The sequence below is a fragment of the Roseateles sp. genome, assembly GCF_031397715.1.
GTDB lineage: Bacteria > Pseudomonadota > Gammaproteobacteria > Burkholderiales > Burkholderiaceae_C > Paucibacter_A.
The window spans coordinates 1-9,219 of sequence record NZ_JANNMI010000323.1 but is presented as its reverse complement, the minus strand read 5'-3'; the positions used below and the strand labels follow the sequence as shown (position 1 = coordinate 9,219).

The following is a 9,219-nucleotide window of genomic DNA, read 5'->3' as shown; positions in this document are numbered from 1 at the left end:
GGCAGCTACCACCGCAACAGCCTCGAAGGGCTGGCTGTCGGTGCGGTGGTCGTCAATGGCGTCGGCTTGCTGGACGGTGTCGAGCAGGCGCTGCGCCGCTGCGCGCCGGGGGCCGAAGGCGCCCTGCCCTTCGTCTTCAGCACGCTGGACGGGTTGGAGGCGACACTGCTGCGGCTGATCGAACAAGGCCCGCAAGCGCTGGCCGCGCTGGGCCGCGCCAATCGCCAATGGATGGAGCGGCACTGGGCATTCGAGCGGCAATGGCCGGCCTTTTGGGCGGCAGCCTGCGGTGATGCAGCGGCGCTGGACCCGCCCTCGGCGCCCCCAATGAAGGAGCCTCCCCCCATGTCACCGCAGTCCGCTTCCCCGCAGGCGCCGCTGTCTGCCGATCCGCTGGTCTCGGTCGTTATTCCGCACGGCGGCGCCGAGCGGCTGGCGCAGCTGATGTGCACGCTGGCCAGCCTGCGCCAGCAGCAGGGCGTGCGGCTGGAGATCGTCATCGTCGAGATGGGCACGGCATTGGGAGCGGCGCCGGTGGCGCTGGACTGCGCACGCCGCTGGTCCTGCCTGCACCTGTTCATCGCGCATGGCGGCGCTTTTGAGCGCGCCCGCGCGCTGAACGCCGCGCAGCCGGTGGCGGCCGGCGAGCTGCTGCTGTGGCACGACAACGATCTGATCGCCGAGCCCGGCTTCATCGCCGCCGCGGTGCAGGAGCTGCGCGAGCGCCGGCTCGACTACCTGACGCCCTATGCCGGTGTGCGCTACCTGTCGCCGCCGGATTCGCAGGCGGTGATGCAGGGCCTGCGAGCAGCGGCGGGCTGCAAGCCGGTGCGCGTGCTGGCCTCGGGTTCGGGCGCCTCAGGCGGCGCGGGCCTGGTGCGGCGCAGTTTCCTCGCCGAGCACGGCGGCCTCATCGAAGGATTCCGCGGTTGGGGCGGCGAGGACAACGCCTGGAACCACAAGATCGGCCTGCTGGGCCGCGCCGGCCATTCGCGCCGGCCCGGACAGCAGATGCACCACCTGCACCATGCATGCTCGGGCGGTCCGACACCGGGCGCTGCCAGCGCCGCCAATCCGCACTATGCGGCCAATGTCGAGCTGCTGCACCAGGTCGGCACGCTGCGCCAGGCTGAGGCCTTCAAGGTGCGCTTCCCCGCGCCAGTGCCGGCGACAGGACTGCTGAGCCGCTTCGACGGGGCCGACGGTGCCGACGAAGCGGCTGCACCGGGGCCAGGGCTTGCCGTCTGGACTTATTGGGAAGGTCCCTGCCCGGCCTGGATCCAAGCCTGCCTTGCCACGCTGCGCGCGGCTGCACCGGCGGCATTGCGGCTGCTGGACCGCGAGGCCTTCGAGCGGATGCGCGCCCAGGACCCCGCAGGCGACCGCGACATCAATCTCGACCGCCTGCGCATCGCCCACCGCGCCGACTACATACGCCTGTACTTGCTGCGCCGCTTCGGCGGACTCTGGGTGGATGCCGACTGCCTGGCCATGCAGCCGCTGCAATCGGTGCTGGACCTGTTGGTCGAGCACGAGACCGTCGGCCACTGCGAGCGCAGCGGCCTGGTCTCGAATGGTTTCCTGGCGGCGCGGCCCGCTAGCCCGATCATCGAGGCGACCTACGCACGAGTCTGCACGCTGCTGCGTTCGCACCGGCCGCTGGGTTGGACCTCGCTGGGCTCGGAGCCCCTGGGCGCTGTCGTCGACGCACTGCCTTCAGCCTGGCACGAACTGCCCTGCCGGCGCGTCCAGCCGGTTTGCTGGAGCGAGCCGGAGGCCTTCCTGACCGAGCGCAGCGCGGCCGGGCACGCGCAGGCCTTCGACCCCGCTGCTCTGTGCTACATGCTGTCCAACTCGCGCATCGGCCCGCTGCTGGCGGCGCGGCCGGGCGCCGACCTGCTGAAGCCCGCTACCTTTTTCGCCTATCTGCTGGCCCGTAGCGGGCGGCCAGCCGGCGGCGCCGCATCGGCCTCGCCGCACGAGCGCATCTTTAGCCATCATGCGCAGTTGTACCGGCAGCACCGCGACGAGTCGATCTCAGGTCCGGGCTCCAACCTGCAGCAGACGCAGCGGCTACGTGCAGGCTTGCCACTGCTGCTGGCGCGCCTGGGCGTACGCTCACTGCTGGATGCACCTTGCGGCGACTTCAACTGGATGCGCACGGTAAAGCTGGGTATCGAGCAGTACACCGGCGTGGATGTGCTGGGCGAGGTGATCGCCGGCCTCCAGGGGCGTGATGCCGGCCCGCGCCGAAGCTTCCGGCGACTGGACCTGATGGAGGCCGAACTGCCGCGGGCCGACGCAATCTTTTGCCGCGACCTGTTGCCGCATCTGTCCTATGCCGAGATTCGCGCCGTGCTGCGGAACTTTCAGCGCAGCGGCGCCAACTTCCTGCTGACCACCACTTTCACTGGCGCGAGGCCGAACCGCGACACCGCCGGCGGCGAGTGGCGCACCTTGAACCTGCAACTGGCGCCGTTCGCCTTTGCGCCGCCGCTGCTGCTACTCAACGAGCAATGCACCGAAGGCGGCGGCGCCTATGCCGACAAAAGCCTGGCCGTCTGGCGCCTCGATGGTCTGCCGCTGGATGGACCGGCGCCTAGCCACGGCGGGCTGCAGACATAAGCAGATGCAATAGCGGCTGCGGGACGCGCGGCGCGACACGCCCCGCCAGGTAACGCGGAGCCGCGACCCTCCATTGCGCGGGCGGCTGTTGAAGGCTGGCAGCAGTCGATCGATCGATTTTGGCGAGCCAACAACCTCTGCGGCCGAAACCGGCCATTGAGCTTTTCGTTGGACGAAAGTCTGCAGCACCCCCCGAAGCTGCCGATCGACAAATCTGCGACGTGAGACCATCCGTGCATCAGGCGTCGGCCAATCCAACGACAGCTTTCACAAGCTGCGCAATGGCATCAGGGCCCGCTGGCTTAAACGGCGAACGAGTCAGCGGCGGTCAACTCCGTGCCCAGCGGCGTCATTCGGCCGCGAAGCTGGCTGATTGAAAATCTGCCCATAGCCCGGCTGTGCGAGAAACTCAGCCAATGTATTCATCCCTTCTATCCCCTCCATCCAGGCTCAAATTTCTTGTTCCCGCGAACCCTTTGAGGAAATTTTTTAGCCAGGATGGAGGGGATGAAAGGGATGAAAGCAAAAACGGGCGAGTGGGCCAGGCCTTGCGCAATCCCTGCCAAGAGCCAATTCCGAGAGGCGGCTCCGGGCACCAAGTTGCCACGCATTCAGGACTTTCGAAATGCCTGGGCACTTTAATCCTCACAACAGCGCCAAATTCTCGCCAAGCAGTCACTCGTCAGTGACTGACTTGGCAAGATTTCTCGGCTTGTCAACATCCGTCCCGCGTGCGCAGGCGGTGTGATAGGCCAGCAACTGCAGCGGGATGACGTGCAGGATGGGGCTGAGCGCGCCGTAATGCTCGGGCATACGGATCACGTGCAGACCCGGCTCGCTTTCGATCTGCGTGTCACCATCGGCAAACACATAAAGCTGGCCGCCGCGCGCACGGACTTCCTGCATATTGCTCTTGAGCTTTTCCAGCAAGGCGTCGTTCGGCGCCACCGTCACCACCGGCATTTCAGCCGTCACCAGCGCCAGCGGGCCATGCTTGAGCTCACCGGCCGGGTAGGCCTCGGCATGGATGTAGCTGATCTCCTTCAGCTTCAAAGCACCTTCCAGCGCAATCGGGTAATGCAGGCCGCGGCCCAGGAACAAGGCGTTTTCCTTGCGGGCGAATTCTTCGCTCCAGGCAATCACCTGCGGCTCCAGCGCCAGCACCGCTTGCACCGCCACCGGCAAATGACGCAGCGCCTTGACATGCTCGGCTTCCTGCTCCTCGCTCAGATGACCGCGCGTTTGTGCTAACGCCAAGGTCAGCAGGAACAGGCCCACCAACTGGGTCGTGAAGGCCTTGGTCGAGGCGACGCCGATTTCAACCCCGGCGCGGGTGATGTAGGCCAGCTCGCATTCGCGCACCATGGCACTGGTGGAGACATTGCAGATCGTCAGCGTGTGCTTCATGCCCAGCGCGCGCGCATGCTTGAGCGCCGCCAAGGTGTCGGCCGTCTCACCGCTCTGGCTGATCGTTACGACCAAGGTACGCGGGTTCGGCACGCTGTCGCGGTAACGGTATTCGCTGGCGATCTCAACGCTGGTCGGGATCTTGGCGATGGACTCCAGCCAGTACTTGGCGGTCGAGCCGGAGTAAAAACTGGTGCCGCAGGCCAGGATCAGCACCGAATCGACTTCTTTGAAGATGCTGAACGCGCCGTCACCGAACAGCTCGGGGCTGATGCTGGTGATGGCTTCGAGCGTGTTGGCAATCGCGGTCGGCTGCTCGAAGATTTCCTTCTGCATATAGTGGCGGTACGGGCCCAGCTCGGCCGCGCCGCTGTGCGCGTGCACCGTGCGCACCTCGCGCTGCTGCGCCTCATAACGGCCGGTTTGAGCGTTCAGATTGCTGATCCAGTAACGGCCCAACTGCAGGTCAACCACATCGCCCTCTTCCAGGTAAACGATCTGGTCGGTGACGCCGGCCAGCGCCATCGCGTCCGAGGCGACAAAGTTCTCGCCCTGCGCCGCATCCATGCCCACCCCCAGCACCAGCGGCGAGCCTTCGCGGGCGGCGATCACGCGGTGCGGCTCATCGCGGCAGAACACCGCCACGGCGTAAGCGCCCTTCAGGCGCGGCAGCGCTTGCTGCACCGCTTCCAGCAGGTCGCCGTTGTAGAGATGGTCGACCAGGTGGGCGATCACCTCGGTGTCGGTCTGGCTGGTAAACAGATAGCCGCGGGCCTTCAGCTCGGCGCGCAACTCTTCGTGGTTCTCGATGATGCCGTTGTGCACCAGGGCGATCCGGCTGACGGCGTCGGCGGTCGCGTTCGGGCCGGCCGAGAAATGCGGGTGGGCGTTGTGGACCGCCGGCACGCCATGGGTGGCCCAGCGGGTATGCGCAATGCCGGTGCCGGAGGCGATGCCGTCCTCGGCGGCCAGGCCGGTCAGCTCGGCCACGCGCGAGGTGCTGCGGGCGCGCAGCAGGCCGCCGTTTTGGTGCACCGCCACGCCGCAAGAGTCATAGCCGCGGTATTCAAGCCGTTTCAGACCCTCGATCAAAACGGGGACGATATTGCGCTGACTGACGGCACCGACGATTCCACACATGATTGATTGCTCCGACAAAGGTTTTTGCTGGAACGCATCGTAGGCATTTGCCTGATTCCATTGTTTTCAAAATTTGATTAAAATTGAAATAATTAACCACAATTACGAATTCGTGGCTCAATATTTCACGAATCAACAAAATATGAATGAATCAACCGACGTCGTGATTTTGGACGCAGCCGATCTGCGCATCCTCGATTGCCTGCAAACCGACGCGGCCTTGTCCAATCAAGATCTGGCCCGCCACGCCCATGTGTCGCCGGCCACCTGCCTGCGCCGGGTCAAACGCCTGGTCGACAGCGGCGTCATCGAGCGCCGGGTGGCCTTGCTCTCGGCCGAGAAGCTAGGGGCAGGCCTGAGCGCCATCGTCGAAATCACGCTGGACCGGCAAGGCGCCGAGCATTTGCTGGCATTTGAGTCCAAGGTCTTGGCGGAAGTGGCGGTGCAACAGTGCTACCAGGTTTCGCCGGGGCCGGACTTTGTGCTGATCCTGCAAGTGCCCGACATGCCGGCCTATCAAGCGCTGGTGATGCGCTTGTTCACGCAAGACGCCAATGTGCGCAATGTGAAGGCCTTCTTCTCGGTGCGGCGCGGCAAGTTCGAGCCGCGCATCGCTTTGCCGAGCGCCTGAATCGAAAAAGGCGACCCAGCGGGTCGTCCTTGTGCAAAGCGGCCTATCGATCAGGCCTTGCGGCGGCGCGCCACGGCGCCCACTGCGAACAAGCCCAGCGCCATCAAGGCGTAGCTGGCTGGCTCCGGCACGGCGGTGACGCCGGTCACATCGTTGATGAAGGCCAGGTGCGAATACACGGCGGTCGAGCCCGACAGGTCGCCATAGCTGGAGCCGTTTTGGTTAGCGTTGGCGCAGCTGGTGTAGCCAAGATAGCCGCAGGCATCATTCCAACCCCAGCTGTGCACGCCGGACAGCAGCCATTCGCCATTGACCAACACGAAATCACCGCCGCCGGAATCGCCGCCAGCAATCAAGGCCTCATTGGCGCCCATGCCCTCGTCGCTGGTCCAGTTGCCGCCGTACTCTGCTGCGGTCCGCCCCAGCACGTTGTAGGCAGCATTCGAGCGGTCGAAATCGACCATATAGGTCACGCCATGCTTGTAGTAATCGGCGTTGCCGTACAGCGGGTCATCGGAAAAAACCTTGGTATTGAAATCCAGGCTGGTGACATCGAAGGTGTTGTAGCCGTAATGGCCGTAGTTGCCGTCGTTCCAGTTGGTCGCGGAGTTAGAGCTGCCGATCTGCGTGGTGCCGTAGCCGGCCATCAGATGCTGCTTGCCGACGTCCAAGGTGCTGCTGAGCTTGTAGCCCTTGATGCTGGTGACCGCCTGATCGAGCTTCAGGATGGCGATGTCGGCGCCGGTATCGAGATCACCGTTCCAGCCACTGTGCACAACGGCGCTGCCGACCGCCACGCTGCGAGTGACCTGCGCCGTGCCGTTGTTCCAGCCAAATTGCACCTTCATGGACGTGAAGTCATCGGCGCAATGGGCGGCCGTCAACACGTACTGGCCGCCGGCCAGCAAGGAGCCTGAGCAGGCATAGCTGCCGGCCGAGGTGGTGAAGCTCAGCCGTGCCACCCCGTCCAGCGCGCCGGCGACCCCGTCAAACACCTGACCGGGCGCAAAACGCCAGTTGGACGCTGCCGAGGTGTTGCCGGTGTTCGGGGTCTGAGCACCACCGGCTTGCGCGCCGCCGGCGAGTGCCAGCAGAGCGGCAGCGGCCGCGATCGATGTGAGTTTCGTGTACTTCGCCATGATTCCAAATCCTTCCGTTTGCAGCGGCAATGCTGTTGATGCCGCCACCCCTCCTGCCTTGCGACGCCCGCCGTTTTGCTGCAGGGCCGCGCTATTTTTCGATGCTCAGCGGGCCATCGATGACTGAATATGCCACAGCGTTCGCAGCCAACCTCCCCCTGAAATGCGCGTAGAGGCAAACCATTAGCCGGATACCCCAATTGCTCAAGACTTCAAGATCAACAGGCCCTTCAAGTACTCGCCCTCGGGGAAACAAATCGTCTGCGGGTGGTCCGGCGTGGCGCCCACGCGGTCGAGGATGAAGCCGTCGCAAGGGGCGTCCAGGCCCGCGCCGGCGACGATTTTGTGGAACAACTCGGGGCCCACACCGCCCGAGCAAGAGAAGGTAAACAGCAGGCCACCCGGCTTCAGCAGCATCAGGCCCAGGCGGTTGATGTCCTTGTACGCCCGCGCGGCGCGCTCGGCATGGGCGGCGGTGGGCGCGAACTTGGGCGGGTCCAGCACGATGGCATCGAACTGCCGACCCTCTTTGATGAAAGCGCGCAGCGTGGCGTTGACGTCGGCGTCCAGCGCCTGGTGGCGAGCCGGGTCAAACCCGTTCAAGACCACATGGGCGCTGGCACGCGCCAGTGCCGGCCCGGATGAGTCAATACTGATCACCTCTTCGGCGCCACCGGCCAAGGCAGCGACCGAAAAACCTCCGGTGTAGCTGTAGCAGTTCAGCACCGTCTTGCAGCCGTATTGGCGCACGCTGTCGGCAAACTTCTTGCGGTTGTCGCGCTGATCCAGGTAGTAACCGGTCTTGTGGCCCTCGGCCACGTCGAGCGTCAGCTGCCACTGATGTTCGCTGATCGCCACTTCTGTCGCACCGCCACCACGCAGCCAGCCGGTCTTCTGCGCCAGGCCTTCCAGATCGCGCACCTGCGCGTCCGACCGTTCATACAAACGGCTCAGGCCGGTGGCGGCCAGCAGCTGGTCGGCAATCACATCCTTCCAGCGCTCGACGCCATTGGCCAGGAACTGCGCCACCAGCGTGTCGCTGTAGCGATCCACCACCAGGCCGGGCAAGCCGTCGGCCTCGCCGTGGATCAGGCGCATGGCATTGGATTGAATCCCTAAGCGCGCCCGCACCGCCAGCGCACGCGCGATGCGTTGCTCGAAGAACGCGGCGTCAATGCGCTGCGCCTCATCAAAGCTCCAGGCGCGCACGCGGATTTGCGAGGTCGGGCTGAAGGCGCCCCAGCATAAAAAAGCCCCGTCGGCCGCCTCGACGCGCACGGTTTCACCGGCGTCGGCGCCGCCGCGGGCGATTGAGCTTTCAAAGATCCAGGGGTGGCGGCGCTGCAAGGAGCGCTCTTTGCCGGCGCGTATGACGATTGTTTTCATGCTGTCCTTGATGCTGTCAGCGGGCCAGGCTGCCAAAGGCATAGCCGACCGATAGATTGAAGATTTGGGCGGTTTGCGCGCCATTGCGCATGGTGCGCCACTGGCCCAGGCCGGCCCGCACACGCAGGTGCTCACGCTCCCATTGCGCATAGCCTTCGGCCTGCAACAAGGCGCCGCTGCCCACATCCACGCCGCCGCCGCCGGCCACACCGGCCAACACTTCAGCGCCAAAGCGCGCGCCGCCGAGCAACAGGGGCGACTGCAGGCCGGCGCCGAACAAGCCGAAGGCGTAAGCCCCGGCCTTGCCAGTGGCGGCACTGCCGGCCTGCGCAACCCCGTAAAGGCTTGGCGTCAGCTCGCGCGTCATGATGAAGGCGATCTGGCCGATCGCGTCCTCGCTGCCGTCTTTGAAGCGGACCTTGGGCAGGTATTGGTAGCTGGCGAAGATTTTCTGGGTCCGCACGGTGCCGGACTGTTGTTCGAAACTGCTGCTGATCGACGGCGTTTGATCCAGTGGCAAAGCCAGGCCCAGGCGCACAAAGCGGGTCGAAAACTGCCCGTCCGGTGCGTAGCTGAGGCCAGCGTCAAGCCGCACGGTGGCGCCCCAGGGGCTGATCCAGCGCAGCGTCGGGCCGGCGCGCAAGAGCCAGCCGTTGCCGGTGTCGACATTGCCGCCACCAGCCAGGCCTGCACCCAACTGGCCACCGACGCGCAGCTTCGGGCCCCACAGCGGCCAGTCCTGGCCGGCCGTCGCCAGCACCTCCATATAGCCGTCAACCCCGCCCTGCGCTGCGCCGGCAGCCTCGACCCCCCACCAACTGCCGTCGGCAATGTATTGCCGCAGGTCCGCGCCGGCGAAGCCGATGCGCCCGGTGTTGGGCTTGCCGCTGC

Annotated in this window: 6 protein-coding genes; 2 read left to right on the top strand and 4 right to left on the bottom strand. The window is 65.3% G+C overall.

Annotation, left to right across the window (positions count from 1 at the left end):
• The coding region (locus RMO57_RS14190) for a capsular polysaccharide synthesis protein (protein ID WP_310387666.1) at positions 1-2,625 on the top strand (2,625 nt) is incomplete at its 5' end.
• A gap of 675 nt (positions 2,626-3,300) precedes the next feature.
• Here RMO57_RS14190 and glmS read toward each other — a convergent pair.
• Positions 3,301-5,172 (bottom strand): glutamine--fructose-6-phosphate transaminase (isomerizing), encoded by a 1,872-nt coding sequence (gene glmS, locus RMO57_RS14185; protein ID WP_310387664.1) that lies wholly within the window; start codon positions 5,170-5,172, stop codon positions 3,301-3,303.
• A gap of 142 nt (positions 5,173-5,314) precedes the next feature.
• Here glmS and RMO57_RS14180 point away from each other — a divergent pair, with 142 nt between their 5' ends.
• Positions 5,315-5,803, top strand: a complete 489-nt coding sequence (locus RMO57_RS14180; RefSeq protein ID WP_310387662.1) for an Lrp/AsnC family transcriptional regulator — start codon at positions 5,315-5,317, stop codon at positions 5,801-5,803.
• Between the two features lie 50 nt (positions 5,804-5,853).
• Here the strand turns inward: RMO57_RS14180 and RMO57_RS14175 are convergent, their stop codons facing one another.
• The 3 genes from RMO57_RS14175 to RMO57_RS14165 form a co-directional block, all read right to left on the bottom strand.
• The gene (locus RMO57_RS14175) at positions 5,854-6,942 is read right to left on the bottom strand and encodes a trypsin-like serine protease (protein ID WP_310387660.1); all 1,089 of its coding nucleotides are present in this window, start codon (positions 6,940-6,942) and stop codon (positions 5,854-5,856) included.
• Positions 6,943-7,146: 204 nt separating this feature from the next.
• Positions 7,147-8,328: a class I SAM-dependent rRNA methyltransferase gene (locus tag RMO57_RS14170; RefSeq protein ID WP_310387659.1), complete on the bottom strand. Its 1,182-nt coding sequence runs from the start codon at positions 8,326-8,328 to the stop codon at positions 7,147-7,149.
• Positions 8,329-8,344: 16 nt separating this feature from the next.
• The coding region (locus RMO57_RS14165; protein ID WP_414896432.1) for a hypothetical protein at positions 8,345-9,219 on the bottom strand (875 nt) is incomplete at its 5' end.

Coding starts and splice junctions, on each gene's coding strand:
- glmS (WP_310387664.1), bottom strand. CDS start 5,172: ATGTGTGGAATCGTCGGTGCCGTCAGTCAGCGCAATATCGTCCCCGTT.
- RMO57_RS14175 (WP_310387660.1), bottom strand. CDS start 6,942: ATGGCGAAGTACACGAAACTCACATCGATCGCGGCCGCTGCCGCTCTG.
- RMO57_RS14170 (WP_310387659.1), bottom strand. CDS start 8,328: ATGAAAACAATCGTCATACGCGCCGGCAAAGAGCGCTCCTTGCAGCGC.
- RMO57_RS14180 (WP_310387662.1), top strand. CDS start 5,315: ATGAATGAATCAACCGACGTCGTGATTTTGGACGCAGCCGATCTGCGC.